The 26685-nt window shown below is 46.5% G+C and carries 20 protein-coding genes and 1 rRNA gene; 15 read left to right on the top strand and 6 right to left on the bottom strand.

Translation table 11 applies throughout. The annotated features are described in order from the left end of the window. The first annotated feature begins 197 nt into the window (after nucleotides 1-197). Nucleotides 198-314: ribosomal RNA gene (gene rrf / locus IEY53_RS24070) — 5S ribosomal RNA — on the top strand. A gap of 92 nt (nucleotides 315-406) precedes the next feature. Here the strand turns inward: rrf and IEY53_RS24065 are convergent. The 5 genes from IEY53_RS24065 to IEY53_RS24045 form a co-directional block, all read right to left on the bottom strand. Then, on the bottom strand, nucleotides 407-1081 hold the full coding sequence (locus tag IEY53_RS24065; protein ID WP_189029556.1) for an SOS response-associated peptidase: 675 nt from the start codon (nucleotides 1079-1081) through the stop codon (nucleotides 407-409). Between the two features lie 220 nt (nucleotides 1082-1301). Further along, nucleotides 1302-2063, bottom strand: coding sequence for a carbohydrate ABC transporter permease (locus IEY53_RS24060; RefSeq protein WP_373293917.1), 762 nt, complete (start codon nucleotides 2061-2063; stop codon nucleotides 1302-1304). 371 nt (nucleotides 2064-2434) lie between these two features. Beyond that, on the bottom strand, nucleotides 2435-2719 hold the full coding sequence (locus tag IEY53_RS24055; RefSeq protein ID WP_189029555.1) for a phosphatidylinositol kinase: 285 nt from the start codon (nucleotides 2717-2719) through the stop codon (nucleotides 2435-2437). A 1146-nt stretch (nucleotides 2720-3865) separates the two neighbouring features. Then, complete coding sequence (locus tag IEY53_RS24050; RefSeq protein WP_189029554.1) at nucleotides 3866-4663, bottom strand: sulfite exporter TauE/SafE family protein; 798 nt, start codon at nucleotides 4661-4663, stop codon at nucleotides 3866-3868. Between the two features lie 34 nt (nucleotides 4664-4697). Continuing rightward, entirely contained in the window at nucleotides 4698-6320 is a 1623-nt protein-coding gene (locus IEY53_RS24045; RefSeq protein ID WP_189029553.1) for a carboxylesterase/lipase family protein, read from the bottom strand. A 118-nt stretch (nucleotides 6321-6438) separates the two neighbouring features. On the opposite strand from IEY53_RS24045, the gene IEY53_RS24040 reads away from it, so the two are divergent. From IEY53_RS24040 to IEY53_RS24010, 6 genes are all read left to right on the top strand, one after another. Beyond that, entirely contained in the window at nucleotides 6439-7329 is an 891-nt protein-coding gene (locus IEY53_RS24040) for a LysR family transcriptional regulator (protein WP_189029552.1), read from the top strand. A 203-nt stretch (nucleotides 7330-7532) separates the two neighbouring features. Next, nucleotides 7533-8816 (top strand): ABC transporter substrate-binding protein, encoded by a 1284-nt coding sequence (locus tag IEY53_RS24035; protein ID WP_189029551.1) that lies wholly within the window; start codon nucleotides 7533-7535, stop codon nucleotides 8814-8816. Between the two features lie 13 nt (nucleotides 8817-8829). After that, nucleotides 8830-9003, top strand: a complete 174-nt coding sequence (locus tag IEY53_RS24030) for a sugar ABC transporter permease (protein WP_189029550.1) — start codon at nucleotides 8830-8832, stop codon at nucleotides 9001-9003. Beyond that, nucleotides 8987-9178, top strand: coding sequence for an ABC transporter permease subunit (locus IEY53_RS36145; protein ID WP_373293916.1), 192 nt, complete (start codon nucleotides 8987-8989; stop codon nucleotides 9176-9178). Before IEY53_RS24030 ends, IEY53_RS36145 begins: the two co-directional genes overlap by 17 nt. Before the next feature lie 1017 nt (nucleotides 9179-10195). Continuing rightward, entirely contained in the window at nucleotides 10196-11026 is an 831-nt protein-coding gene (locus IEY53_RS24015; protein WP_189029548.1) for an ATP-binding cassette domain-containing protein, read from the top strand. A gap of 95 nt (nucleotides 11027-11121) precedes the next feature. Next, a complete protein-coding gene (locus tag IEY53_RS24010) occupies nucleotides 11122-12246 on the top strand; it encodes a hypothetical protein (protein WP_189029547.1) in 1125 nt (374 codons plus the stop codon). 107 nt (nucleotides 12247-12353) lie between these two features. On the opposite strand, the gene IEY53_RS24005 is transcribed toward IEY53_RS24010, so the two are convergent. Beyond that, nucleotides 12354-13400, bottom strand: a complete 1047-nt coding sequence (locus tag IEY53_RS24005) for a LacI family DNA-binding transcriptional regulator (RefSeq protein WP_189029546.1) — start codon at nucleotides 13398-13400, stop codon at nucleotides 12354-12356. A gap of 447 nt (nucleotides 13401-13847) precedes the next feature. Between IEY53_RS24005 and IEY53_RS24000 the strand changes: the two genes are divergently transcribed. The 8 genes from IEY53_RS24000 (at nucleotide 13848) to IEY53_RS23965 (ending at nucleotide 26542) form a co-directional block, all read left to right on the top strand. Then, nucleotides 13848-14732 carry an ABC transporter permease gene (locus IEY53_RS24000; RefSeq protein ID WP_229696314.1) on the top strand — a complete coding sequence of 295 codons (885 nt, stop codon included), beginning with the start codon at nucleotides 13848-13850 and terminating at the stop codon, nucleotides 14730-14732. A 17-nt stretch (nucleotides 14733-14749) separates the two neighbouring features. Beyond that, nucleotides 14750-15631: a carbohydrate ABC transporter permease gene (locus IEY53_RS23995; protein ID WP_189029544.1), complete on the top strand. Its 882-nt coding sequence runs from the start codon at nucleotides 14750-14752 to the stop codon at nucleotides 15629-15631. 56 nt (nucleotides 15632-15687) lie between these two features. Beyond that, nucleotides 15688-17301: an ABC transporter substrate-binding protein gene (locus tag IEY53_RS23990; protein WP_189029543.1), complete on the top strand. Its 1614-nt coding sequence runs from the start codon at nucleotides 15688-15690 to the stop codon at nucleotides 17299-17301. A gap of 33 nt (nucleotides 17302-17334) precedes the next feature. After that, on the top strand, nucleotides 17335-18831 hold the full coding sequence (locus IEY53_RS23985; RefSeq protein WP_189029542.1) for a glycoside hydrolase family 32 protein: 1497 nt from the start codon (nucleotides 17335-17337) through the stop codon (nucleotides 18829-18831). A gap of 4 nt (nucleotides 18832-18835) precedes the next feature. Next, nucleotides 18836-19723, top strand: coding sequence for an ROK family protein (locus IEY53_RS23980; protein ID WP_189029541.1), 888 nt, complete (start codon nucleotides 18836-18838; stop codon nucleotides 19721-19723). A gap of 751 nt (nucleotides 19724-20474) precedes the next feature. After that, nucleotides 20475-24251, top strand: a complete 3777-nt coding sequence (locus IEY53_RS23975) for a GH32 C-terminal domain-containing protein (RefSeq protein WP_189029539.1) — start codon at nucleotides 20475-20477, stop codon at nucleotides 24249-24251. A gap of 423 nt (nucleotides 24252-24674) precedes the next feature. Next, nucleotides 24675-25892, top strand: a complete 1218-nt coding sequence (locus IEY53_RS23970) for a sensor histidine kinase (protein ID WP_189029537.1) — start codon at nucleotides 24675-24677, stop codon at nucleotides 25890-25892. After that, nucleotides 25889-26542 (top strand): response regulator, encoded by a 654-nt coding sequence (locus IEY53_RS23965; RefSeq protein WP_189029535.1) that lies wholly within the window; start codon nucleotides 25889-25891, stop codon nucleotides 26540-26542. Before IEY53_RS23970 ends, IEY53_RS23965 begins: the two co-directional genes overlap by 4 nt. Nucleotides 26543-26685 lie beyond the last annotated feature (143 nt).

Raw genomic sequence — 26685 nt, 5'->3', positions numbered from 1 at the left:
AGTAATGCATGGAGCTGACCAATACTAATCGGTCGAGGGCTTATCCAAATAAATATAGAATGCAAATTCGATTCGGATTCAGTTTTCAGGAATCAAGATCTGAACTTTACAATCCAAGTGATTGTAGGGAGAAGATATTGTTTTCAGCATTTGGCGATGCTGAGACCTGAATTATGCATTTGCACCGCAAATGCCCGTTTGGTGGCGATAGCGGAGGGGTTCCACGCGTACCCATCCCGAACACGACCGTTAAGTCCTCCAGCGCCGATGGTACTTGGACCGAAGGGTCCTGGGAGAGTAGGACGTCGCCAAGCATAAGTAAAAGCCAGCCAATTTATTGGCTGGCTTTTTTAGTTGTTCAACCTTTCCCCGATTTGCCAGTAGCTGTGCTCCGGGCCCGGGACAATCAGCGCTTTACCCACGCCCGCTTCAGATCCATCTCCCGAATGCATTCAGCGGTGTCGTGCCTGTCATCGTCAATCAGTGGCGTCACCGCATAGGCATGCATCTCTTCTGCCGAATGGGGCCGTAGAATAGAATCCATCGCATTAAGATCGCTCGTCTTCTCATCAAGCCACTGGGTTATGTCCTGCGGGGACAGAATCGCTGGCATCCGGCTCTCAAATTCCCCAATCAGCGGGTTGGCTTCCGTCATGACCAAACTGCAGGTGCGGAGGGGTTCCCCGCGTGTATCCCGCCAAATTTCATACAGACCGGCCACCCCGAACATGCTGTGGTTTTTCATGACCACCCGCACCGGATATGACATCTTTCCTTCTATTTTCCAATAGTAAAATCCGTTGCACGGGATGATGCACCGCTGCTTATCCACCATTTTGCGGTAGCTCGAATTCTGATGTACATTCCTGAGATCCGCATTTATCGCATCTTTTCCCCAGTAGGGGATGAATCCCCAGCGGAACTCATCCAGAATCCGCACCCCGTCCTGCTGTAGCACGACCGGCGTATGTTGGGTGGGGCTAATGTTATAGCGGTTTTTATAGAAGTACATTACCCGTTCGATCTGAAAATGCTCCTGAACCTCCGGCAACTCGGCCGCCATGGAAAAACGTTGACACATAAAACAATAACCTCCCTTTATACCATAGTGTTTGAAAATCAAGGAAAATTATTCATGTATCCCGCTGGCGGCGGAGAAAAGGAAAAGAAAAGACTGCCATACTCAGCAATTAGCCGTGAGAATCCAGCTCTAGCAGACTGACATTTCTCAGATAGCTTACGAGGGTTGACCCTGCCGTGCCAAATTCAAGGTGTGCGGATGTACACGGCTCGTTATACTCCTATCCTTTTACTGCACCAATCATAACGCCTTTCACAAAATACTTTTGTACAAAGGGATAAACACACAGGATGGGCACAGTCGCCACCATTATGGTGGCATATTTAATAGTTTCGCCGATCATGAATTGATCAGCCGAGCTGGCCCCTGCGGACATGGTGTCCGTCGAATTGGCAATCAGGATTTCCCGAAGCACCAGTTGCAGCGGGAACAAATCCCTGTCCTTCAGAAAGATGGACGCATAGAACCAGGCATTCCATTTTTCGACCGCATAGTAGAGGACCATCACGGCTATAACCGGCTTGGACAGAGGCAATACGATCTTGAACAAGATGGTCAAATGGTTGGCACCGTCAATCTTCGCCGATTCCTCCAGACTCTCGGGAATAGCCAGGAAGGAAGTGCGCATAATAATCAGATTAAAAGTGCTGACGGCAAACGGAATGATGGTCGACCACAAGGAATCGATCAGACCTACACCCTTAACAACCAGGTACAGCGGAACCAGCCCCCCGTGGAAAAACATAGTGAACACGATCAGCAGGGTAAATAAATTGTTCCACATCACATTTCGTCTGGACAACACATAAGCAGCTATTGCGGTTAGGAACAGGTTGATGGTGACCCCCACGATCAGAATGAACAGCGTATTTCCGTAGCCTTTTATGATGCCGGGATTGCTGAATACGCTTTTATAAGCCTCCAGGCTGAAGCCTAATGGTTTGTATAAAAAACCTTTGTTGGCCACGAGTTGGGAGGACACACTAATCCGTATTCTCCCTGTCCAGACTGCAATTCTCCATTATCGTATATTGTACATGGACACTTGGTTTAACACAATTGACATTATAAAGACCAATCTCTGCTCTGCTTCCATAGGAATCGTTTTATTGACAAAGGGTGCATCAGGCTCGCACTGGCGCTGGCGCTGCTGATGGAGAGTCTGCTGCGGGGGAAGACGGTGTACCGGTTCATTTTCTACTTGCCGGTGAAAGGAACCGACAAGTCCATATAAAGCGTCTTCCGTCCTAGGACGGAAGACGCTTGTGTTTATACATCATGGCAAGCTTTGTGCCCGGAACGTCTACTCAAGAAGAACCGGTTGCGCCATCCTTAAACGGCGCGGTAAGTTCATTAAATAAAAAATGGAAGTAAGTACAAAGCAGCAATTGCACCAAAAGGTACCCGTCTCCGGATAAAACGGCGCCTTGGGTAGAAACCCGGATAGTACCCAAACTGTCTATAGGTAGAATTTTGCGCTGGCATCCCATGAACCATTTCGTTCGTCGGAATAGCAAGAGTAACGTAATCCTGATCCACATGAGCAATAAACCCATCATGAGCCTGACCATCGGTTGTTGTTATACCAACGTATTTATTCATGCAGTTCCAGCTGATTTGTTGATAACTTGTATCCATGAATACCCTCCTCAGATAAATATCTCTCAACAACAGTCTATGGACGTAAACCTATATTGTTCACGGCGAATGCCCATTATAAATAATTGGATTTATTACATTCATAAGGAGAGATAAACGATGCATGCATGTGGTAACGCGCTTGGATGATTATTTATGTATTTTTTTAAAAAATGGAATAAAAAGAACGCTCAAACGAGCGTCCTTTTATATCATTTTAACGACACCACCGACGCTTCTTATGCTTACAAATGACAATGGCTTTTTGACCAGGGTGCAGTTTTACGACAATTACTTTTTTTCTTCTCGTACAGGACATAGTAGTTGCCTCCTTTTTGTTTGACATACAAACAGATTATGATCCTCAAAGCAATTTTGATTGGACGTAAAGGGAAATCTGTGCAGGTAGAGGGTTAACCACCTCTCCCCATAAAGGAGACGATAGCATGCAATTCACATTGCGCATTCGAAAGCGGGATTTTTTGTTATTGCACGACGCGGCTATCTGAAGCTGAGCTTGTAATTGCTCTTGAAGTTGTAGTTGAGTTTGTGCTTGTATTTGGGTTACTTTCTTGAGCTTTTTGACTTTAAATAATACCGGATGTCCGTTTATGACCGTGTGCATTAGCACATTATTTGTGGCAAAGCCTAGCGTTGAGAAAGTGTGGATTAAAGCAAAGAGTGCAGCGCATTTGCTGCGGATGCGGAGTGGACTGGACTGGTGCATCGGAATGATCCTGTAGTCTAAATTGACGAGCAAACTTCCTCCCCAGACTGTTGAAAAAATAGATTTGGTAAAAAAATGTGGATCAGCATAAAATTAGTGATTTCTACCTGCCAGCAACCGTGTATTTAAGCTCGGTATCACACACCTTTCAGCTATATATAGAATGAACTGAAAAATGCAATAACAAGGTGAGAGTAACGGAGGGGAATTTTGGAACTGTAGGAGCGATAGCGTCCGCCTTTGTCCCCAGATTTCCACTGCGAATAGCGGTATAATCAAGAAATCTGGGGACAACAGCGGCCGGAAGTCCAAACATTCACCGTAGTTACGACCAAAACCTATATTGGAAAAATCTCAAGTTCATTCTATATAGTGGGTATTTCTCCAACTATTCTTGTCATCCCAAAGGAATCGATTTACTATCCCTTCATTATCAATCGAATCGAAACCAAAATCAGAAATGCCACAAGTAGTTTTAGCAGCAGGTTGGCAGGAAGGCGTTTGGCCAGTCGCGCACCGATTTGACCTCCGATAACAGCACCTGGCGCCAGGCATAACACCATCAACCAGTTTATATTTAACAGGTAGGCATGCGTTGACGTGCTTACGATAGCGGACAGGAAAATTTGAAGCATGGAAGTCGCAACAGCAATATGAGGCGCAAAACCGAGCAGCAAAGTCATTGTTGGAACCATGAGACTACCGCCCCCAACCCCAAACAGGCTTGCTATGAAACCGACGAGAAAACTGATGATTATGCCGGTGGGCATGTGATAAGCATACTCGAAATGCTCTCCGCTATTATCGGTAAAGCTCCGCTTCACCGAAGGTTTGAAAGGCCAAGCAATGGGCTTATTCGGTTTGAACAGGAGCAGCAAAGCAATCAAAATTAGGAAAATGCCGAAACTAACGAAAAACATCCTTCCTTCAATATGCTCTGCAAAAAGGGCGCCTACAACCGAACCCGGAATCGAAGCGGCAGCGAACCAGATTGCCGCTTGATAATCGATCCTCTTCTGCTTGGCGTACACATAAGTGCTTGAGATGGAATTGCAAAGAAGCATCGCCATGGATGTACCGGCCAAATGTGACGGCTGCATATCAGGAAACAGGAAGGCTAGCGCTGGCACGACGATGAATCCGCCGCCAAGTCCGACCAAAGAACCGGAAATGCCGGCGATCAGCCCGATGGCAAATAGAAGTAAGTAAGTTAACACACAGCATGTTCCTTCCATATTTTAGAGTCAACAATCATTCATCTTCCCAGAAAAAGCGGCCCGCAAATAGATGCGTTATAAGCCAACTACGCTGTTCTGCCGATGAACGAACGTCATCTTCCATTCTAGACACGATATCTATTTTGGTAAGCTTCTCGACCGATTGAACAACTGCTTGTTCCTCGCTCGCATCTAGCGAAAGGATATTGGCGGACCTGGGATTGCCGGTCCACCGTTGCCAAGTAAGCAGTCCGTCAGCGTTAGGATCGCCAGCGTATAAAAAGTGCCGTAAGTAATCGCGCATTAAGGAAGAGAGCATTCTGCGCCCAGGTTCGTTATGCTCGGAAATTACGCCCTCAGGGTGATTGTGCAGGACATCCGAGAAATCGCCCGTATAGAAGGGAATGTCTGCTCCATGAGGGGCACCCATCAGAAAACGGACAGAGGGATCGATTACACCATCTCGGAGCCCCCAGCCAAACCGGTAAGTGAAAATCGGCATCCCGGGAATCGAGGTTGCTAATTTCTCCGCTGCTTGCTCTACATTAAAGGCTGCATAAAGCTCGCTACCATATTGAACTGCTGCTTCATAGAGCATCTTTTGCTCCGAATTTCCGTTATACTTTCCCTGCTGCACCTGGGTCGAGAAGTGGGGATCCATCAAGGTAAATCCGGAAAATTCGCTGGCAGTGCTCCCTAGGATGATTGGCAGGGAAGGGTGCTCGCGGTTATTAAGACTGTCGAAGCCCCCTCTCGGAATGACCGTGCCATCTTCGAACAAATGGGGAAAAGCCCTCATCCGAAGACCGCTGTCACCGATTATTTCGGCAAAGTGAAAGGCCTTCTGACTATGCAGATAGTCAGATATCGTGTCGGCAGATTGCGTTGAAATCCATTCCCGTGTTTCATCATGATTTCTCGCCACTCCACTTTTCATTAATAATGCCGCTAGGATATTGTTTGCCTTTGCTTCACCTTGTTCTGCCGTAGCCGTTGTTAATCCTCCGCTCATGACAAAAAGCTTGTGAAAGAGCCCTTTGCCTAGCGGCGAAAGATAAATAGCTAATGCATTTCTTGCACCTGCAGACTGGCCTGCCAACGTTACATTTCCCGTATTTCCTCCGAACGAATGGATGTTTTTCTGTACCCACCTTAGAGCATGAATAATATCGAGAAGGCCGTAATTTCCCGAGTCATCCAAGGGATCCCCGGTTTGAAGTGCAGGATGGCGGAAAAATCCCATCGCTCCTAAACGGTAGTTCACTGTGAGTACTATACTATTTGTCTCGCACGCCAATCGTCCGCCCTGGAAATCCCGCCCCGAACCGGCTATATTGCCGCCTCCATGCAGGAAGACGAATACGGGTAAGCTTGATCCGGCATGATCCGGCCGCCAAATGTTCAAATACAAACAGTCTTCACTGCCGCCAGATACCTCCTGATGAACTTGGACACTGCTATTATTAAAATCACGTACGGGTAATATACCTGTCCAGGGTTCTGACTCACGTGGCGCCTTCCAGCGGAACTCACCTACAGGAGGTTTAGCATAAGGAATCCCTAACCATGCGATCGCTCCAACCTCACTCAGACGTATCCCCCGAAGCCGACCACTAGAGATTGTTAGAATTTCTTCCATTGATTCTCTTGTGCTCATAAATACCCCCCTTTTCCTATTTACCTTTTCTCTATTATAGGGTTCTGCTATGATGATGAAAAATATATTGTTTTGTATATAATGTATAACCAATAGGTTATAGTTGAGGGGGATTTCGATGGATTTATTGTCTCTTCGGTACTTTCAGACCGTTGCACGGCTGGAGAATATGACTAAAGCAGCCGAAATGCTGCAAGTCTCTCAGCCTGCTATAAGTAAATTAATCAGAAATCTCGAAAGTGAATTAGCAATCAAATTGTTTGATCGCACTGGAAAGTACATACGATTAAATGAATACGGGAAACGCTTTCTTGCGAAAGTCGATTTGGCTTTACAAACGCTGGAGGATGCTAAAACGGAGCTTCTTGACTTGTCCGAGAGACCGACAGGAACTGTTGTTATCTTTATCAAAGCCGGTTCCTATTTACTTCCGGATATGATCACATTATTTCGTCAGCAGTACCCTGAAGCCCAATTTAAGCTATTGCAGTATGATCAGGATATCCCAGGTCACCCGGTCTTTGATCTGTGTATTTCTTCTTCTCCGTTGAAAATTCCGGGAACCGAGTCCATTCCGGTATTAACGGAAGAAATCATGCTAGCGGTTCCAAGTGACCATAGGCTCGCTGACCGCGAAAGCATTCGCCTGATTGAACTCTCGGAAGACGGCTTTATTAGTTTAAAGACGGGCAAACAGCTGCGCGAAACGACGGACTCCCTCTGTTACACAGCCGGGTTTACGCCTCGTATTATTTATGAAAGCGACGAGCCTTCGATGGTTCGCAGCCTGGTCCGTTCGGGGCTGGGAGTTTCTTTTATCCCATCTGTCACTTGGGGCGGTTCTCAAGGATCTTCTGTCATACTGATTTCTATAGAAGAACCAGTAAGTACCCGGACCATCGAGATCTCATGGTATACCAACCGATACATGACAAGTGTCGCCAAGAAGTTCAAGGGATTCGTTCAGGATTATTACAAACAGTTAAGTGACAACACGAGAAGTCGCTAATAAGAAACTGCCAAACCCGGCCAAGAAGGCTGTCCACAGGTCATGATTAATGACTGTTGGACAGTCTCTATTTATTTAGGAAAGCTATAAATATGTCCACTTATCCTAAATTGGTGACATTTTATAGTCTCCTCCGATGACTTAACATAAAGCTATCAAAGAGCTGTTGAGCTTTGAATCATCGACAAAGGGGGAGCAAAAAGATGAAAAAATTCATGCGGTCAAAAATGGCATTGTGCTTGACGGTTATCCTGGCGCTTACTGTAACCGCTTGCGGCGGAAACAATAACGCAAACAGCAGCAGCGGCGGTGAAGCGCAGGGGAATGCTGGCGGCGGGAAGAAAACCGGAATTCTATTCTGGTCACCCTTCTCGGGTTCGGATGGCCCGTTTATGAAGAAGATCGTCGACAAGTACAATAGCTCACAGGATCAGTACAAGGTGAATTTTGTGATACAGCCTAATGGCGAATATTATAAGCAGCTGGATGTTGCGCTCAGCACCGGTAAAGAACGGCCGGACCTGATGATCATGCATGTGGATCAGGTGCCGACTTACCAGAGCAAGGATCAGCTGCAGCCTATAGACGGACTTGCCGCTGCGGCGGGTATTAACGAAAGCGACTTTGCCGAAGCTCCGGTGAAATATGCCACCATCGACAGCAAGCTGTATACGATTCCGCTGGATATTCATCCGGTCGTGATGTACTACAACAAGGATCTCTTTGAGAAGGCGGGAATCACCAGTCCGCCAACCAACCGTGCCGAGTTCGACGCAGCGGTTCTGAAGCTTACCGATAAGGCCAAAGGGATCTATGGCTATGTGGTTCCTACGCTATGGCCACAGCAGTTCATCTTCCCGTCACTCGTCTGGCAGAATGGCGGCGAGCTGTGGAACGGCACGGATGTTGCCTACAACTCTCCGGAAGCTGTAGAAATGGTGCAGTGGCTGCGGGATATGGTAGAGAAGGGCATTTCTCCGGCGAATGTGCAGCAGGACGGAGAGAACACCCTGTTCCTGCAAGGCAAAAACGCGATTCAATTCAACGGCCCGTGGATGAAATCACAATTCGATGAAGCCGGGTTGAATTACGGGGTAGCGGTCATGCCGCAGATCGGCGCAGCGAAGCAGGCCATCTATGCAGGTTCACATGGCTTTGTGACGCCAAAGGCCGTCACAGACAGCAATACACTGGCGGGCATTGGCGACTTCCTGAAATATGTCTCCGGAAATTCTCTGGATTGGGCAGAATCCGGCCAGGCGGTAGCCTCCAAAACGGTAATGGAGAGTGCGGAATTTAAAGCCATGGAGTTCCAAAGCACAGTATCCGAAAGCTTTTCTTCCGTGCAGTTTGCTCCCAATGTGCTGAACTGGGGGACGATTATCGAACCGGTCTGGGGTGAGCTGAGCAATGCGATCCTTGGCAAGAAATCCCCGCAGCAGGCAATGGACGATGCTGTGGCCAAATCCCGCCAGGCGATGAAGTGAACTCACTCCTCAAGTGACGGGCTGCAAAGGGGGCGGGAAGCGCTGCAACGCTTCCCGCTTCACCTCATTTCTGTTCATTCTGCCCTACCTGGCGGTGTTCGGAATGTTCCTGCTCTTTCCGATTCTGTATGGCGTAGTCATCAGCCTGCAGGATTTCGAGCTGCTTTTTCGTGAATGCATTAAATGAGGTGCCGGAGGACTATTATGAGGCCGCTTCGATTGACGGGGCTAATACCTGGAACAAATCCATCTCCATCACGCTACCCTCCATCCAGCCGGTGCTTTCGGCGTATTTTTACTGTATCAGTTTTTTGTTTCTTTTCCCAAAGAGATCGAGGAGACAGCACGGATTGATGGCGTGAATAAATGGAACCTGTATGCGAGAATCCTCATGCCTTCCACCCACAAAGTAGGGGGAAGTGGGTACGTGTATGGTACGGCAGCGTTAAGCGACAGTTGAAAGGCTTCAGCTATGGGTTGGGCGTCAGAACCCATATCTCCCAAGCCCGCAGCGGCTAGCTAAGCCCGCTCGGCGAATTTGGCTAGAGTGGCGCTGCCGGATGCTTGGCCCTCATCGATCCGGCTTCATAAATGACCTTCCGCCATTATTTTCCGGACAGCACCATTAGCAGGGAATTTGTTCAAAAGTATAATTAAAATCAACAATTGAACAAAAATATAATGTGCAATATTAGAGGTCCTCATTGTCACTGAACTATCAAATATGAGGAATATTATACATTTAAAATGAGTATAATCCAATAAAAGGCAAAAAATATAAATAACGAAAACAAAATATAAGATTTTTTTATATTTTATTTGTGCATTTGAGTAAATTATTGAAAAAAATAGTTATTGACTTATAGCCGGAATCGTTGTAATTTGTATTTGTAAGGTATTGGAAATGGGATTATGTGATTGCTTATGTGAAAATTTGATGTTCGCAAAAACTACTTTTTTGTGCAAATGTAAATTCTATTTTCTGTATCAGGTACTTAAAGAAAGGAAAGCCCTAACTTCACCTGTCTGTACACCAGTCTGCGGCAATGCCAAAAATAAGGACTATGTGGTTTTAAGTAAAGTTTTTTCCTGATTTGCTTTGTCTATTGTAGATTTGTATGTTTTTAAGATAGGAGGTCGTATTGTGTTTAAAATAGCAGTCACGTATTTTGGGAACAATGAGTTGCACAGTTTAGAGGTTGGCTATGGGGTTTCAGCATTAAAATGATAGTAATTTATCGGTACATAAAATTGATGAAAATAATATTCAAACTGAAATAGATAGTATCGCGTCTGTTCATCCAAATATGATAGCCATTTTTTTGTCATATAATTGTTATGATTTGTTGTTAGAACTTAGTTCTCAGTTAAAATGTTTATTGGGTGATGTATTTATTGTTATATGCCACAGTGCTGCGTCGTGTCTGGCTGAACTTTTATTAAAAGATAATAGATGTATTGATGTTTCTGTAATCGGTGAATTTGAAAATACTTTGTCTGAGTTATGTGCTCTAATCTCGGAGAAAAAAGATTATAAAAGGTGTAAAGGTATTGCTTACATGAATAATGGGGAATATGTAGTAACTGATGACAGAGCAATATCGGATATTGAGAGTATATCTCCTCCTGAAAGAGACTGTTTCCCAAATGATACAAGGTTTTTTCATGTTTATGGTTCTAGAGGATGTGAGGGGAGGTGTGGATTTTGTGACAGGAATATCTTATATACAAAAACAGGTGGGCACGGAGTAACAAGATTTAGGGATATTGATGATGTAGTGAGCATCAGCCAGATGGACAAACCTGCAAATGAAGCAATGCTTATGGATATTTGTGATAAGTCGGGGGTTCTTTTGAAAGACGAGAGCTATAAAGACGGATTAAATACTATGCTCGGCCGCGATTTTGACGGTATAGAGATATCGGGTGGTCAATGGCAACGTATAGCTATTGCGCGCGGATTATTTAGACATAGTGATTTGATTATTTTGGATGAGCCGACGGCAGCCATTGACCCTCTGGAAGAAACACGCCTTTACAATGACTTTATAAACATCTGCAATGACAAAACAGCGATACTAGTTACTCACAGGTTGGGTTCAGCTAAGATTGCCGATAGAATTATTGTCTTGAAGGACGGTCAGATTGTGCAGGATGGTAATCACAGACAACTTATTAATACTGATGGTGAATATAAAAGGTATGTATGAATCTCAGAGGAAGTGGTATAGTGAATAATTTTTTTTCGAAAAAACCAATTATGTATGAGGAATCGCTGTGAGCAAATTGTAAAGGAAGTGGCGATTTGAAAAAGCTATTGCCTGTAAGTCTGCCCTTAATATCAAGTTATCCTTATTATGCCGGGCCACTAGCAATTTTAGCATCAAGAGGAAATCATTATATTCCATGGGTATTAAGCAATTTCATCCAATTAAGTATAGACAACGATTATAAGTTAGACTTTTTTCAACCGTGGATCACTTGGAAACCGTATGAATGCCCTTTTCTGGATGTACAAATTATAAATAGGGACGTTTTTTTGCGTCAACAAGAGCAGCCTTCAGGAATCGTAGAAGAGATAATAAATGCAATAGATCGGGGCTACTATGTTTATTTGAAAGTCAATCACCGCTACTTATCTATTTCATCCAACTGGTATCAGCAAATAGATAACGCTCATGAACTGCTGATCTATGGGTATTGCAAAGTTTCCGAATCGTTTCAGGTAGCAGATAACTTTGGCGGGAAATATGATTTTAAAAGCTGCCCGTTTGATGAGTTCATACAATCCTGCACCTTTTCTCCCTCATTTAATATCGATCATTATAATAAGATCATCTTGATGAAACCATTAGAAAATGTCTTCCTGGGGTTTGACTTGCTTCGTGTAATTGATTCTTTAAGAGACTACATAGAATCCCGTATCACAGAGATTCGTAATGACCTGAGTATCAATTGGGCGAGAAATATCGTAGTAGGCATTCGTATTTATCAGAAAATAGAAGAATATTTAGAGAGCCTGATTGAACAGCCAGACAAGAAGTTGGACCATCGTATATTTCACGTGTTATGGGAACATAAATGCTGCATGACTCGACGTATCGAATACATGAGGGGAAATGGGCTTTTGACAGATGATACAATCTTAATTCAACAGAAGGAATTGGAGACAAAAGCGCTTCTTTTTAGAAACCGCGCACTTAAATACATTGTCACTAAGGATGTACAAATCATTCAGAAAATTCATAAGGAAATTAATCCATTCGCAATCCAAGAAGCTAATCTTATTTCTCACATGATTGAGCATATCTGTGATATCAATTCGAAAACGAACTACGAACATATACTGGGAACCGATCTAAACTACAACTCGTGCTGGTTTCTTGCCAAGTCGAGGGAAACCTGGCGAAAAGTCGAATTCCCTCGTTAAAAGAGATAAGGGTAACGAGGGAAGTTGTCTTTAATTTAATGATTAAGCCGCATTCATAAAATCACGACCAAATTTTCCTTACAGAACTCCACGACCCTCTGGACAGATTAGTTGAGAGCAGGCGTGGACCCCCGGAATATCATATCCGTTGCAACATGGGTCACCTGGTACGGCTTGGTATTGTCTTTGATTCTGGACAATAGAATTTCGGCGGAAATAACCCCCATTTGGCTGCTGTAGATATGTACGGTTGTCAGATGGGGTTCGACAACCCGCGACTCTGAAGCATCATCAAATCCGCAGACAGCAACTTCTTCCGGTACTTTAATCCCTTTGTTTTTCAGAGACTTCATAACACTGATGGCAATGAAATCATTGGCACAGATAAAGACGGATGGCCACTTCTCCAGGGCATCCAGTTGATGCCCCATCCAGTTTTCCTCCATATTGATATTGAAGTTCCGGTCTGGCGCTACAATGTTATGGGCGGGATCCAGGGTTATTCCACATTCTGCAAGAGCTCTGTTAAATCCGGTCCAGCGTTCATTGAAGCTTTTACAGTGATTGTAATCGCCTACAAAACCGAAGCTGGTGTATCCATGATCTATCAGTTTCCGGGTAACAGAGTAGGTGCTGTGCTCATTCTCCATTAGAACCAGATCGGCCTTCAATTCCGGATACACCATATCGGCAGCGCAGTCAATAAAAATAGTCGGAATGCCAAGATCCGTGATCAGCTTGCTGTAAGCCTTATTGAACATTTCAATGCAGATGATGCCATCCACACCGGAGGGTTCAAAGTTACCAGGCAGGGTCATGCCATTGATATCATTCTCGCGGACGAAATAAATAGATAAGGTATAGCCCTTGATACTGATTTCCTTCTCCAGCCCGCTGATCAGCAGGGAACCGAAGTGTGAGCCGTTGGGCAGATTGCAGGTCAATAGTGCAATATTGCCTTGTTTTTCGGAAGAGCTAATGGCTGTTTCCATATAAGAAAATTGTTTGTATTTAAGCTCAACCGCTTTTTTGATCACCTTGTCTCTGGTGTCGGCAGGAATACTGTCCACTCCGTTAAGCGCTTTGGAGGCCGTGTTTCTGGAGATCCCCAAAGCATCTGCGATATCTTGTATGGTTACTCTATCTCTAGCCATATATTGTACATTCACCTCTATATTATGTTCTTCTCATCGTCTAACTCCCTTAAATGTATAATAGTTTTCCAAAAATAGCAATATGAATTTTACAAATGCACAAATTACTTTTCTTTTATAATATAAATATGTGCAAAGTATCATCTGTAATTCTACTCGTTGTCAATGTATTAAGCTGAGAATTGCATTGATTCACTGTTTGGAACCCATGATTTGTTATTTTACAAAAGAATATAGACTTTTTTAATGTTAGTTAATTGTCAAATGAACAAAAATAATTTTACAAAATGTATTGACGCATGGTCAAGTCTTTGATAAATTGTAAATGCAGTAGGGAACATCAACAATTAAATTTGTAAAAGAATGGAGGCAAAGGCATTGCAAAACTCAATAGAAGCGAATGCCCGAAGTACGGTGCCCAAAGCTTCAGGCTCCTTATTAAATTTTATGAAGAAACATTACTTTCTTTATTTAATGCTCGCACCGGCGTTGATTCTGACCCTTATTTTCAAATACGGTCCTATGTATGGTGCAATCATCGCCTTTAAAGATTTTAGCCCGATCAAAGGAATTATGGGGAGCGAATGGGTAGGTTTTTACAATTTCGAGAAATTCCTTTCTTCCCCCAATTTTGAAGTTATTTTTATGAATACGCTTAAATTAAGTTTTTTCGGTTTGGTTTTGAGCTTTCCCGTTCCTATCCTGCTGGCTTTGATGCTGAATCAGGTCCGCAGGTCTGCAATCAAGAAGAACATACAACTCTTTCTGTATGCGCCTAACTTTATATCCGTTGTTGTGGTGGTGGGGATGTTGTTTATCTTTTTATCCCCGACAGGGCCAATCAACCAGATTTTTACCTGGGCTACAGGTGAACCGATGATGTTCATGTCCCGCCCGGAGTACTTCCGATGGATCTATATTCTTTCAGATATCTGGACGAGTGCAGGCTGGGCCTCAATTATTTATGTGGCAGCTCTTGCCAACGTTGACCCTGAGTTACATAATGCAGCGAATCTGGATGGCGCTAATCTTCTGCAAAGAATACGTCATATTGATCTTCCCACCATTCGTCCGATTATGGCCATTGTGTTTATTCTTGCGGCAGGCGGCATTATGTCGATTGGATTTGAAAAGGCTTATCTCATGCAAACGGCAACCAACCTGCCGACTTCCGAGATCATTCCGACTTATGTGTACAAAATAGGCTTGCAGTCAGGCGACTACGCATACTCAGCCGCAGTGGGTTTGTTCAACTCGCTCATCAACGTTGTGTTGCTCATTACGGTGAACTTCATTGTGAAGAAGCTGAATGAGGGCGATGGTCTTTACTAAGAAAGGAGTAACCCTTCATGTTCATCAAACATTCCCGGCTGGACCGCTTTATTCTCGCGCTGAATGCCACATTCTTAACGCTCGCTGTATTGGTAGTGGTGCTTCCGCTCGTTTATGTGGTGATTGCCTCCTTCATGGACCCGTCGGTACTGCTCAGCCATGGATTATCATTCAAAATATCGGACTGGTCCTTAGAAGGCTACAAAATGATCCTTACCAATCCGGCTATGATCCGCGGTTTTGGAAACGCTGTTTTTTACTCCGTCGCATTTGCCCTGCTTACCGTTCTGGTCTCCATCTGCGCAGGTTATGCCCTGTCGGATGACAGGCTGAAGGGCAAAGGATTTTTTATGACCTTGTTCATTATCACTATGTTTTTTGGAGGGGGCCTTGTTCCAACTTACCTGCTGGTCAAAAATCTGGGCCTGCTGGACACGGTCTGGGCTGTGATCATTCCCGGAGCAGTCAACGTATGGAACATTATCTTATCCAGAACCTTTTTCAAGGGAGTACCCAATGAACTTAGGGAGGCAGCCAATGTGGATGGGGCATCGGAGATGAGAATTTTCCTCGGCATTGTATTGCCGCTCTCGAAACCCATTATCTTCGTGCTTGCCCTGTATGCCTTTGTGGGCCAGTGGAATTCCTACTTTGATGCCATGATTTATCTGGATAATCCTAATCTTCATCCGTTGCAGCTCGTGCTGCGCTCTATCCTGATTCAGAATCAGGTAGATCCGGGCATGATCAGTGACCAGCTGGCCATGGCAGAAATGAAACGATTGTCCGAAATCATCAAATATGCCGCAATTGTGGTCTCCAGTTTGCCGCTCATCATTATGTATCCTTTTTTCCAGAAGTATTTTGAAAAAGGTGTCATGCTCGGTTCCCTGAAATAGGGAACAGACTGCACATATATAGAGTTACATTCATCCTATTTAGGAGGTCATTTTCCATGAAAAAACGGACAAAATCAAAAGTGGTAACAAAAACAGCTTCCGCATCTGTACTTGCTTCTCTCCTATTCCTGAGTGCATGCAGCGGTGGCGGAGGAGGCAGTGCGGCCAGCAAAGAACAGGACCCAAGTGGCAAAGTTACACTGAACTTTATTACGCAAAGCTCTCCGCTGGCACCGGCCGACCCGAATGAAAAGCTGATCAATAAACGTCTCGAAGAAAAAACAAATGTTCATATTAACTGGAAAAACTTCACCAAAGATGTATTTGTGGAAAAAAGAAACCTGGCAGTGGCGAGCGGTGATCTTCCCGATGCAATTTTTAATGCTGACTATAGCGACTACGAGCTGCTTAAACTCGCCAAAGACGGTGCCATCATTCCGCTGAATGATCTGATAGAGAAGAATATGCCCAACTTTAAAAAGGTGCTGGAAGAAGCTCCTGAATACAAAAGCATGATCACGGCGCCGGACGGCAATATCTATGCCTTCCCTTGGATTGAAGAGCTGGGCAACGGAAAAGAGAGAATCCAGGCTGTAGACAGCATGCCTTGGATCAACGTCGAATGGCTGAAAAAGCTGGGTCTTGAGATGCCGACAACGACGGATGAGCTTAAAAAAGTGTTGATCGCGTTCAAAACGCAGGACCCGAATGGCAATGGCCAGGCAGACGAAATTCCGCTGTCCTTTATCAACAAGCCGGGAGCCGAAGATATAGCCTTCCTCTTTGCTTCTTTCGGACTGGGGGAGAATCCTGACCATGCGGTCGTGAGTGATGAGGGCAAAGTGATATTTACCGCGGCGGAAGAGGGCTACAAGACTGCTGTTTCATTTATTCATGAGCTGTATAAAGAAGGGCTTATTGATATTGAGGCATACACGCAGGACTGGAGCACGTACCTGGCCAAAGGGAAGGATCAACGCTACGGTCTGTACTTCTCCTGGGATAAGGCTAACATCTCTGGAGCCAATGATACCTATGATATAATGCCGCCGCTCGCAGGCCCGGATGGTGAAGTGAACGTAACCAGAACCAATGGTCTTGGCCTTGGCCGCGGCAAAATGGTCGTGACGAGCGCCAACAAAAACCTGGAGACGACGGCGAAATGGGTGGATCAGCTGTATGATCCGATCCAATCCGTGCAGGACAACTGGGGCACCTATGGGGATGAAACCCAGCAGAACATCTTCGAATTGGATGAAGCCAAAGGCATGCTGAAGCATCTGCCGCTTGAAGGTGCTGCACCTGTTGAACTTCGTGAGAAAACAAGCATCGGCGGACCTCTGGCCGTTCTCGATTCCTACTATGGCAAATATACAACCATGCCGGATGATGCCAAGGGCAGAATGGATATTATCAAGAACATCATGGCACCGAAGATGAAAGCGGAGAATGTAATGCCAAGCGTATTTAATTCGATTGAAGAGCTAGACCGCCTGACGACGATTGAAACAGATTTGTTCGCTTACGTCCTCAGAATGCGTACTGAATGGTATCAGAACGGCAAAGTGGATGCGCAGTGGGATGAATATCTGAAAGAATTGGACCGTCTTGGCCTGCAGGAATGGCTGAAGATTAAACAGGGCGGTTATGACAGAGCAACACAAAAATAAACAATAAACGGTGGAGAAGAGGAGAGAGCGATAATGTCAGCTATTACAAAACAAAATTACCGGGGGGTCTATCATTTTTCACCCCAGGCCAAGTGGATGAACGATCCGAACGGGATGGTCTTTTTCGAAGGAGAATATCATCTGTTCTTCCAGCATCATCCCGGTGGAATGACCATGGGGGCCATGCACTGGGGCCATGCGGTCAGCAAGGACCTTATCACCTGGGAAGAGCTGGATGTCGCACTCTTTCCGGATGAGCTCGGCATGATTTTCTCGGGAAGTGCTGTTGTGGACTGGAACAATACGACAGGATTTTTTGCGGATAAGCCGGGGCTGGTAGCCATCTTTACCCATCATCTGGATATGCCGGAAGGGGAACCGGCCGTTCAGCGTCAAAGTCTCGCCTACAGCAAAGACAACGGCAGAACCTGGACCAAATACGAAGGCAATCCGGTGCTCGAACATGATGCATTTATCGATTTCCGTGATCCGAAGGTGTTCTGGAACCAGGAGACTAACGAATGGGTAATGATCGTCGCTTGCGGTCAAACGGTATGCCTGTACCATTCCCCAGATCTGATCCACTGGACATTTGCCAGCGAATTCGGTGAGGGCATCGGGTCTCATGACGGTGTGTGGGAATGTCCGGACTTGTTCCCGCTGAACGTGGATGGAGACACCTCGAACACCAAATGGGTGATGCTTGTGAGTATTGGAGCGGACCCCGCTTTTGTGGAAGGTTCCAGAACACAGTACTTCACCGGCGATTTCAACGGCAAAGTGTTTATTCCGGACGGGGATTCCCAAAATGTCCGCTGGCTTGATCATGGAAGGGACAATTACGCAGGTGTAAGCTGGTCGGATGTGCCTGAGGAAGATGGAAGACGTCTTTTTATCGGCTGGATGAGCAACTGGATGTATGCACCCCAGACTCCTGCAGAAGAGTTCCGTGGGGCGATGACCCTTCCAAGAGAGCTGTATCTCGAATCCAGAGAAGGGCAAATTCTGATTATTCAGAAGCCGGCGCAAGAACTGGAAGCGGCCCGCATCCCGGTTCTCTCACTTAAAGACGTTACTGTGCAAGAAATCAATGCTTCCTTATCCGGTCTCCAGCTTGAGGCTTACGAGATCGTTGTGAAGTTCGCCCGTGGCATGTCTGCAGGCTTCAAGGTAAGAGTTGGGGCGGGGGAAGAAACTGTGATCGGAATGGATGCGAAGACCGAAGAGCTCTATGTAGACCGGCTGGCTTCAGGACGGCATGATTTCCATGAATGGTTCGCGGGACGTCATTCGGTGGAATTGCAAGCTCCGGGCGAAATCTATGATCTTTCCGTTTATGTAGACCGTACTTCGGTTGAGGTGTTCGGCAATGGAGGCCAGGCGGTCATTACGGATCTTATTTTCCCGAAAGCTGAATCCGTGGGTCTTGCTGCATTTGCAGACAACGAAGAGACCCCATTCCTTTCACTGGAGGTCTACAAATTAGATCAACCTGCCGCAAATGGCGATAACCGGCAATCGGAGGGCTGACGGAATGCGTATAGGAGCCATTGAAGCAGGCGGAACCAAATTCGTATGCGGGCTTGGGGATGAAAGCGGGCGAATTCTGGACCGGATCAGCTTTCCAACCGAACATCCGGATTTAACGCTCCCCAAGGTCATTCAATATTTTCAAGACAAACAGGTAGAAGCCATTGGAATTGGATCGTTTGGTCCGATCGATATCCGCCCGGACAGTCCGACTTATGGTTACGTTACGACAACCCCTAAGCCGGGTTGGGGGAATTACGACATGCTGGGGACTTTACAGCGGGTCTTTCCGGTCCCGTTGGGCTGGGATACCGATGTTAATGCAGCAGCATATGGCGAAGCCAAGTGGGGTGCTGCTCAAGGATTGTCCAGCTGTTTGTACTATACCGTAGGCACTGGTGTGGGTGTCGGCGTGTATTCGGAAGGCAAAATCATACATGGTCTTGTACACCCTGAGGGTGGACATATGCTGCCGAGGCGCCATCCTGAAGATAAATTTGCAGGCGCGTGCCCGTACCATGGGGACTGTCTCGAAGGAATGGCGGCAGGTCCTGCCATTGAAGCGAGATGGGGAAAGAAGGGCCACGAGTTGCCGGCAAACCATATCGCTTGGGAAATGGAAGCTTTCTATATTGCCCAGTCCATAACCAGTGCCATTTTACTTCTGTCTCCTCACAAAATTATACTGGGCGGCGGCGTTATGCAGCAGCAGCAGCTGTTCCCGCTGATCCGGCAGGCTGTGCTCCGCAATCTGAACGGTTATGTCAGTTCAAATGCTATTCTAGATCATATGGATGAGTATATTGTTCCACCGGGTCTTGGCCATCAGGCGGGATTATGCGGCGCTCTGGCCTTGGGACTTGCAGCATGGAATAATGAGGCGTCTATATAAAAGATGAACTTAAGAGGCTAACGTAAGCTTTTTAGTCACTACGGTGAATGTTTGGACTTCCGGCCGCTGTTGTCTTCAGATTTCCTCAATTTAACCACTACCTGTGGTTGAAATCCGAAGACAAAGGCGGTCGCTATCGCTCCTACAGTTCCAAACTTCCCCTTCGCTCTTTCTCGCCTTTTGTTATTTTCTTTTGTTCATCTTATATAGATTGAACTTGAAAATAAGAAAAATAGAAAATCACAAGTTCAATCTATATATTGTATAAAATTCAATATGCATCAGGCCAGTTATGCAACTGTAACTGGCCAGCTTTTTAATTGTATAGGAAATTATCAATACCCAAAAATGTCGAGATCTTGGAAGCTTCAAATGAAATAGGCGGAGCAGGAGGATTGGGCTCCAAGAGCGGAGTGAAGCGGACAGAGAAGAGCTTATTTTGCGAAAAAGTGTGCTTTCCTGGTGAATTCGGACTCAGGAGCCGTTATAACGTTCGATTGAGTCTAGAATGAGGGGAGATGGGACAAATAGCGGAATCTCAGTCCGTTTGTCCTGCTGAATAGACGAATCCTCCCAAATAACGGATTTCCCGTCCGCATCAGCCGCAGATCGTGAAGGGACCTCATCGTGTCCGCAGAGGGACCCACGCGAAATCGCACAGTCAACCATTGTCTTAACCACGCTATATGAGCGAGAGTTGTGCACGTTATACAACAATGTGAGTTCTTTAGGCAGAAACGGAGGGTAAAAGATGAATAAGAAATCTAAAGCTGGACTGTACATCCTGACGCTTATGGCAATCATTATGACTTCATCGGGCATTTACGCCGCTAATCCTGATACAGGCTGGGCTGCTCTGGCGAAGGGTCTTTCTAATAATGAAAACGCAACCAAAGTGAAAACGAATTTGACTGGATGGGAAATAAAGGGGGATGGCAAGTTGGAAGATACTGCAGAAGGGCTCCTGCTGACATCCGGCCCGCAGGAAAATGTAATGGCAATTTCTGAAACAGTGTCCGAAGATTTCGTGTATGAAGCTGATGTCATGATCAAGGATATGAAAGCGGATACTTCTTTGCTTTTCCGTTCCAATGATGATGGATGGAATTCATATATGCTTCAACTTGTACCCGAGTCCGGTAGGATCCGTTTAAAAGACGCGGCGGGTGGAGCAGGCAAATTAAACGAAGAACGTCAGGTTTCTCTTAAGGAAGGGGAGATCTATCATCTCAAAGTAAAAGCTGAAGGGACCTCGCTGAAAGTGTATTGGGGGAATGGGTATAAGCCGGTGATTGATATTCAGGACAGTTCATACCGTTCAGGGCGTCTTGGACTCCATGTCCGGGATGGGTCGGCTTTGTTCCAGAATATAACCGTCAGCGATCTGAAAGGAAACCTGGGTGCAGTGCTGGTGAATAAAGGACAGTGGCAACCGGACCTTAGAGGCCTGCAAGGAACGTCTGTGGACCAAAGCCAAGCACAGCGAATCTATACCAAGCAAGCCGCTGACTTTATATATGAAGGAACCATATCTTTTCGTTCGGATGCTGTAGCAGCGCTTGCTTTCCGCTCCTCAACTGATGGAGTCCGTGGCTATGAAGCCACACTTGTGAAAGAAGGGGATCAGGTCCGGGTAAAGTTGACGAAAGCGGACGGAACTGCAATTGCAAGCTCTGAGCGCGCTTATCCAAGCCAAGCGGGGGCGAAGCATTATGTAGAAGTCAAGGCAAAGGGCAGCCGGATTCAGATCTTCCTGGACGGGTATACTCCGGCAGCAATCGATGTGTCGGACAGTGCGTATTCAACCGGAAGTGCCGGATTTGTTGTCAAAACAGGAAGCGCTTACTTTCAAGATGCGTATCTCACAGATGCTGACAGTTACTATACCGAACCCTACCGTCCCCAGTATCATTATACGCCGATCCGCGGTTCCGCCAGTGATCCGAACGGGCTGGTCTACTTTGAAGGGGAATACCATCTCTTCCATCAGGATGGAGGTACATGGGCTCATGCCGTCAGCAAGGATATGCTGAACTGGAAACGCCTGCCGATTGCACTTCCATGGAATGATTACGGGCATATCTGGTCCGGAGCTGCTGTAGCGGATGCAACCAATGCATCAGGTTTGTTCACGGATTCAGGCGGCAAAGGGCTGATTGCCTATTACACGTCCTATAATCCGGATGGCCCGAATGGCAACCAGCAGATGGGTCTTGCTTACAGCAAGGATCAGGGGCGTACGTGGGAATACGCCAAGGACCGCCCGATTGTAATCGAGAACCCCGGCAAGAACGGTGAAGATCCGGGGGGCTGGGACTTCCGCGATCCCAAGGTGATCCGTGATGACGAGAATAACCGCTGGGTGATGGTGGTATCCGGTGGAGATCATATCCGGTTCTTCACCTCTACCAATCTGCTGGACTGGACTTTGACCGATAATTGGGGGTATGGGGATTATGTTCGTGGCGGCGTATGGGAATGCCCGGACTTGTTCCCGCTGATTGTACAGGGGACGTCACAGAAGAAATGGGTTCTCATGATCAGTACGGGCGCGAATCCGGCAACTGGAGGTTCGGATTCGGAATATTTTGTGGGGAGTCTGACTGCTGAAGGTAAATTCGTGAATGATAACCCGGCAGGAAAGGTGCTGAGAACAGATTTTGGCAAAGAGTATTATGCATCCATGTCTTTCTCGGACATGACGGATGGGCGCAGGGTGATGCTGGCGTGGATGTCCAACTGGGATTATCCGTTCGCTTTCCCGACTTCAGGCTGGAAGGGAGAACTGACGGTCCCAAGAGAGGTTACCTTGGGTCTGACCAAAGACGGGCCCCGCCTTGCCCAGACTCCGGTTAAAGAAATGGAGCTTCTGCGCAGCAGGCTGTTCTCCACAACTGACAAGAGGGTTAGTCCTTCTTCTCCCAACCTGCTGAAAGGCCTTGTTTCAGGTGCGTATGAAATTGAAGCCGAACTGGAGATTCCGGACGGCAGTACCGTATCGGAGTTTGGTTTTAACGTGCGCGAGGGTGCCAATCAGAAGACGGTTGTGGGTTACAAGGTGAGCGAAGGCCAACTATTCGTTGACCGGTCCGCTTCCGGGGTAACGGATTTCTCCAGCCTCTTCAGTACAAGGCATGAAGCGGCAATGACAGCGGAGAACAAGCGGATCAAGCTGCGGATTTTGGTGGACGAATCCTCTGTTGAGGTTTTCGCTAATGGAGGCAAGGTGGTTTTCTCTGAAGTCATTTTTCCTGACCCGGCGAGTAGGGCAATGAGTTTCTATACCCGGGGCGGCACGGTGAAGGTGGTTTCTCTGCAAGTGAATAAACTTGGCTCGATATGGAATTCGGACAGCGGCTTAGTTACCCGGATTGCAATGGATACCAGTGACCGTGAATTGGAGCTAGGTCAAAGCGAAATGCTGCAGGCGACAGTGGAGAACGGACCCGGCAATGGTGTTCATCCGTTGAAGTGGAAGTCCAGCAATGATGAAGTGGTGAGCATAAACAGAGCAGGCTCTTCCCAGGCAACCCTTCAGGCGAAAAAAGAAGGAGAGGCCGTCATTACGGTATCAACCCCGAATGGAAAGGCATCTGCCAGCTTTGTGGTAAAAGTCTACGGAGGTGAGTTTCATACCAATCTCAGCGGGTGGACCAAGGACTTGTCCATGGCTTCATGGATTGCCACCAAGGATGGAATTCGCGGGAAATACTCCAGCGACGCAAATTATATAGCCCAAGAGAAGGCGGGCAATTTCACTTATGAAGCCGACATGAAACTTGGCGAAACCGGTGGAGCAGGCTCACTTCTGTTCCGTGCAAGCGAGGACGGCCGCAGCGGTTACTACTTGAATCTGGACCCTAATATGAAGTCTGTCCGCCTGTTCTACAAAATCGATGGGCGTTTCGAGGAACGGCAGGTTCTGGCGAAGTTCCCGGCCTTCATCCAGCCTGATCAAACCTACAGAATAAAGATTCAAGCGGAAGGCCCCCACATCATGGTGTATATGGGGGGACAGAAAATAATGGACTTGAAGGACGGTACGTTTGCAGAAGGCCATTTTGGACTTCATGTCTTTGGCGGGTATGCCTCTTATCAGAATGTTAATGTGACCGGGGCAGAACCGGCGGACTTGATGACCTCAAGCCTGGTGAACGCTGCATTCCAGAAATCTGTGTATACAGACAAGCTGGCGAATGGTGAAGCCGTTAATGTGCAGAATGCCAACGAAGCCACGGATCAGAAATGGGTGTTTGTGCCAACAGGAGATGAAGCAGGCTCCTACTCCATCCGCACGACCGCCGGACAGGCGCTTGATCTGGACACGGAGCAGAATAAAATTCAGCTTTATTCATATCTGGGCTACAATAATCAGCGGTGGATTGTCCGCAAGAATGAGGATGGATCGGTTACCATTCTCTCTGTTCATCACAACAGGGTTCTGGCCCTCTCTGAAGATGGTTCCAAGCTTACCTTAGAGGAATTTCAAACGGAAGAAAAACGTCAGGAGTGGAGAATAAACCCGTGAATTTGACTGCAGTCTGAAACTGCGGCAACGAAATCGGCCTACCCTGATGTTGAATCACTGCCCCATCGTACATAAGGTGCATGCCCTTATGTACGATTTTTTTCTGCCTTCAAAACGTTACACTAAAGACTGGTGCTCGAACAAGGGCAGGTTCCCCTGAGTTATCCATTGATTGCATAGGGTGGTTCTTCTGGGAACACCACTCCACCTGCTCCCGAAATTCTCCAGATGAATGTGAAGCAAGAAATTGAAGTCATACCTATAATGACGGTATATACAGCTACCGGATTGCTGCTGGGCTATTTCCTCATCACGCGGCTGATACGTTTTGTGCTTCGACGGAAGTCATATAAGTAGAAATGCCTTATAGTACGATATGAATAAGGGATGAAGGATCTATAATAAGAGGCAGGGGGCGAAATCATGAATATTCTAAAAAAACTCCAAACTGAACCAAAAGCCCAATATGAAAATGCCGACGAAATGCTTGTCTCGCGGTTTCCAATCCTGCTGTGGATACTATTGGTATATGCAGCGACGATGATCCTGCAGAATTTTAGCGAACTACTCCTGCTGAACAGCTTGTTTTTTACAGGCACCTATATTTTCCATATCCTGATGCACTGGAATTCGTATCGTCTGACCCGTTCCCGGTCATGGTTGTATTTCCTGGTTCAAGGCTTGCTGATTCTGACCTGCGCATTGCTGCTGCCTGAAGGTTCTCCCGCTGTTCTGATTGGACTGTTTCCTGTATTAATCGGGCAGAGTATAGGACTCTATTATCAAAAAAGAAAAATCATGCTCGTGTTCTTGTACTGTGTGTTCATGTTCTTCTATGCCGAGCTATATTTGGGGAAAATGCCTGAAATGCTGCTGCTGGTTCCATTGTTCCTGTTAATGCTGATTATTGTTATAGCATATGCTTTGCTATTTTTTCAACAGGTGCATGCCCGGCTGCGGACACAGACCTTTTTGAAGGATCTGGAGGACGCACACCGCAAGGTGGAGGAATTGACGCTCGCGAATGAACGGCAGCGCATGGCCCGTGACCTCCATGATACGCTGGCTCAAGGGGTAGCCGGTCTCATTATGCAGCTCGAGGCCGCAGATGCCTTCATTTCTCAGGACAATATCCGCAGGTCCCAGGAAATTATCCAGTTGTCGATGAGCCAGGCGCGGAGAACGCTGGCCGATGCGCGGCGGGCGATTGATAATCTCCGGTTGAAATCTGCTTCCGAGCTGGATTTTCGTGAGGCACTTACCGATGAGATCCAACGCTTTATCCAGGCGACAGGAATTGAAGTTTATTCGAAAATCCAACTGTCCAGCCGCTTGTCCCGAAAGCTGATGGAGCACAGTCTGCAGATCGTAAGCGAATGCCTGACCAATGTGGCCAAACATGCCAAGGCGGACAAAGTATGGGTTAACGTAACTGAACGGAACAGCCGTATTCAGATTGAGGTTAAGGATAACGGGAAAGGTTTTGATATGAGCCTGATTGGCAATCAAACAGGCCATTATGGCATACTGGGGTTACATGAACGTGCGCGGTTGATTGGAGGTCAGCTCCAAATTACCAGCCTTCCCAGCGGCACACGAATTATAATGGAAGCTCCCATAAATGAAGGAGACAAGGTATGAGTACAGTGAAGGTGCTGATTGTTGATGATCATCTGCTGGTTCGTGAGGGCTTGAAGCTGATTGTAGAAACGAATGAACGGTTTGCAATCATTGGAGAAGCGGAGAACGGAAAGGTGGCGCTCCACCTGATCGAGGAGCTTAAGCCCGATGTGATTCTGCTTGATTTGAATATGCCTGTTATGAGCGGCTTGGAAGCTATGGAGGTATTGAGCAGCAAACAATGCGACATTCCCGTTATTATATTAACGACCTATAATGAAGACGAATTAATGGTCAATGCCTTGGCACTGGGGGCCAAAGGCTATCTGCTCAAGGATACCAGCCGCGACAATTTGTTCCGGACTATCGAATCGGCCATCCGGGGAGATACGCTTTTGCAGGCCGATATTCTGACCAAAGTGCTAGCAGCCAAAGATCGCAAGGAGGTGTCCGAGTCTAAAGAAGCGGAGAACCAGCTTGTAACCGACAAGGAGAAGCAGATCCTGCAGTTTGTGGCCCGCGGGTACAAAAGTAAAGAAATTGCCTTTGATATGGGGATTTCCGAACGGACAGTCAAAGCGCACTTAACCAATATCTACAATAAGCTAGGGGTAGATTCGAGATCCCAGGCGGTGGCAACGGCACTGGAACGTGGTATTCTTCATCTATAAGCCTATAAGCCTATAAGCCTGATGAGCTGGACATACGGAGAGAATTTTTCTTTCGTATGTTTTTTTATGCGGTTTTTGCCCAAAAGTACATGGACTACCCGCCCCTTTGGACGATTCCTCTTTCTTCTCTAACAGGTAGTATG

The sequence above is a fragment of the Paenibacillus albidus genome, assembly GCF_014644435.1.
Lineage (GTDB): Bacteria > Bacillota > Bacilli > Paenibacillales > Paenibacillaceae > Paenibacillus_AQ > Paenibacillus_AQ albidus.
This window is presented reverse-complemented; position numbering and strand designations above follow the sequence as displayed.

What these genes read in the sequence shown, in the direction of transcription:
- IEY53_RS24065 (WP_189029556.1), bottom strand. Translation starts at nt 1,081, where the DNA reads ATGTGTCAACGTTTTTCCATGGCGGCCGAGTTGCCGGAGGTTCAGGAG.
- IEY53_RS24055 (WP_189029555.1), bottom strand. Translation starts at nt 2,719, where the DNA reads ATGGATACAAGTTATCAACAAATCAGCTGGAACTGCATGAATAAATAC.
- IEY53_RS24045 (WP_189029553.1), bottom strand. Translation starts at nt 6,320, where the DNA reads ATGAGCACAAGAGAATCAATGGAAGAAATTCTAACAATCTCTAGTGGT.
- IEY53_RS24040 (WP_189029552.1), top strand. Translation starts at nt 6,439, where the DNA reads ATGGATTTATTGTCTCTTCGGTACTTTCAGACCGTTGCACGGCTGGAG.
- IEY53_RS24035 (WP_189029551.1), top strand. Translation starts at nt 7,533, where the DNA reads ATGAAAAAATTCATGCGGTCAAAAATGGCATTGTGCTTGACGGTTATC.
- IEY53_RS24005 (WP_189029546.1), bottom strand. Translation starts at nt 13,400, where the DNA reads ATGGCTAGAGATAGAGTAACCATACAAGATATCGCAGATGCTTTGGGG.
- IEY53_RS24000 (WP_229696314.1), top strand. Translation starts at nt 13,848, where the DNA reads ATGAAGAAACATTACTTTCTTTATTTAATGCTCGCACCGGCGTTGATT.
- IEY53_RS23995 (WP_189029544.1), top strand. Translation starts at nt 14,750, where the DNA reads ATGTTCATCAAACATTCCCGGCTGGACCGCTTTATTCTCGCGCTGAAT.
- IEY53_RS23990 (WP_189029543.1), top strand. Translation starts at nt 15,688, where the DNA reads ATGAAAAAACGGACAAAATCAAAAGTGGTAACAAAAACAGCTTCCGCA.
- IEY53_RS23985 (WP_189029542.1), top strand. Translation starts at nt 17,335, where the DNA reads ATGTCAGCTATTACAAAACAAAATTACCGGGGGGTCTATCATTTTTCA.
- IEY53_RS23980 (WP_189029541.1), top strand. Translation starts at nt 18,836, where the DNA reads ATGCGTATAGGAGCCATTGAAGCAGGCGGAACCAAATTCGTATGCGGG.
- IEY53_RS23975 (WP_189029539.1), top strand. Translation starts at nt 20,475, where the DNA reads ATGAATAAGAAATCTAAAGCTGGACTGTACATCCTGACGCTTATGGCA.
- IEY53_RS23970 (WP_189029537.1), top strand. Translation starts at nt 24,675, where the DNA reads ATGAATATTCTAAAAAAACTCCAAACTGAACCAAAAGCCCAATATGAA.
- IEY53_RS23965 (WP_189029535.1), top strand. Translation starts at nt 25,889, where the DNA reads ATGAGTACAGTGAAGGTGCTGATTGTTGATGATCATCTGCTGGTTCGT.